The organism is Rhizobium sp. P1_E6, from assembly GCF_056405875.1.
The window spans coordinates 1-1,405 of record NZ_JBFUBG010000273.1; the positions used below are offsets into that span (position 1 = coordinate 1).

The 1,405-nt window shown below is 60.1% G+C and carries 2 protein-coding genes and 1 pseudogene; 2 read left to right on the forward strand and 1 reads right to left on the reverse strand.

The genetic code is table 11. The annotated features are described in order from the left end of the window. Together AC1D35_RS36150 and phbB are read left to right on the forward strand one after the other, a co-directional pair. Window positions 1-285 (forward strand): annotated as a pseudogene (locus tag AC1D35_RS36150) (acetyl-CoA C-acetyltransferase); the annotation flags it as partial. A gap of 65 nt (window positions 286-350) precedes the next feature. Beyond that, window positions 351-1,076: a beta-ketoacyl-ACP reductase gene (phbB, locus tag AC1D35_RS36155; protein ID WP_113312041.1), complete on the forward strand. Its 726-nt coding sequence runs from the start codon at window positions 351-353 to the stop codon at window positions 1,074-1,076. A gap of 143 nt (window positions 1,077-1,219) precedes the next feature. Here phbB and AC1D35_RS36160 read toward each other — a convergent pair whose 3' ends face one another. Continuing rightward, window positions 1,220-1,363, reverse strand: a complete 144-nt coding sequence (locus AC1D35_RS36160; RefSeq protein WP_477855496.1) for a hypothetical protein — start codon at window positions 1,361-1,363, stop codon at window positions 1,220-1,222. Window positions 1,364-1,405 lie beyond the last annotated feature (42 nt).

Sequence of the window (1,405 nt, forward strand, 5' to 3'; positions counted from 1 at the left end):
GCGCTGGAAAAGGCCGGCTGGTCCGTGGGCGATCTCGACCTCGTCGAAGCCAATGAGGCCTTCGCGGCCCAGGCCTGCGCCGTCAACAAGGATCTCGGCTGGGATCCTGCTATCGTCAACGTCAACGGCGGCGCGATCGCCATCGGTCATCCGATCGGTGCGTCGGGCGCACGCGTCCTCAACACGCTGCTTTTCGAGATGAAGCGCCGCGGCGCCAGGAAAGGGCTTGCCACATTATGTATTGGCGGCGGCATGGGTGTCGCCATGTGCTTCGAGGCAATGTAAATAGCGTACAATGCATATTTTGAGGCCCGCCTCAGAGCGGGCTTACAACAACAGGGGAGCGGAACATGAGCAGAGTGGCTCTGGTCACTGGAGGTACGCGCGGCATTGGCGCAGCAATCTCGATGGCGCTACAGAATGCCGGCTATAAGGTTGCCGCCAACTATGCCGGCAATGACGAGAAGGCCAAGGCATTTCACGATGTCACCGGCATTCCGGTCTTCAAGTGGGACGTGTCCGACTATGTCGCTTGCGGCGACGGTATCGCCAAGGTTCAGGCCGAGCTCGGCGCGATCGAAATTCTCATCAATAATGCCGGCATCACGCGCGATGCGATGTTCCACAAGATGACACCGCAGCAGTGGCATGAGGTGATCAACACCAACCTCACCGGCCTCTTCAATATGACTCACCATGTCTGGGCCGGCATGCGCGACCGCGGCTTCGGCCGCATCGTCAATATCTCCTCCATCAATGGCCAGAAGGGCCAGATGGGACAGGTGAATTATTCAGCTGCCAAGGCCGGTGACCTCGGCTTCACCAAGGCGCTCGCTCAGGAAGGCGCCGTCAAGAACATCACCGTCAACGCCATCTGCCCCGGTTACATCGGCACGGAGATGGTGCTCGCCGTGCCGGAAAAGGTGCTGAATGAGAAGATTATTCCGCAAATCCCCGTAGGGCGCCTCGGCGAACCCGAGGAGATCGGGCGCTGCGTGACCTTCCTCGTTTCCGACGATGCCGGTTTCATCACCGGTTCGACGCTGACTGCCAATGGCGGTCAGTTCTTCGTCTGAACCTGTTTCTTTTGGTTGTGACGCAGTTGCTCCGGAAGTTGCCTGTGCCATCATAAGGCCTGGCGGATGCGCTAGGCTGCAAAAGCCCCACGGACGGCGCTCAGATCGTCGCCGCCACGCGGTTTCTGGTTTCTTCGAGAGCGTCAGGCGTTTGGATGATGCCGTCTGTTGACCTTGACGGGCACCTTCTGGACGCGGTCCTGGCTGCGAAGGGCGGCGACCGTCGTCGTGAAAAAGGCTGCAGCGATCAGGACGGCGACGGCGGAATTCAGCAGGATCTGGGCCATGGTAGCTTACCTTTCCATTCGCGGGCGCCATGTGCGTTGCCC

What these genes read in the sequence shown, in the direction of transcription:
- phbB (WP_113312041.1), top strand. Translation starts at nt 351, where the DNA reads ATGAGCAGAGTGGCTCTGGTCACTGGAGGTACGCGCGGCATTGGCGCA.
- AC1D35_RS36160 (WP_477855496.1), bottom strand. Translation starts at nt 1,363, where the DNA reads ATGGCCCAGATCCTGCTGAATTCCGCCGTCGCCGTCCTGATCGCTGCA.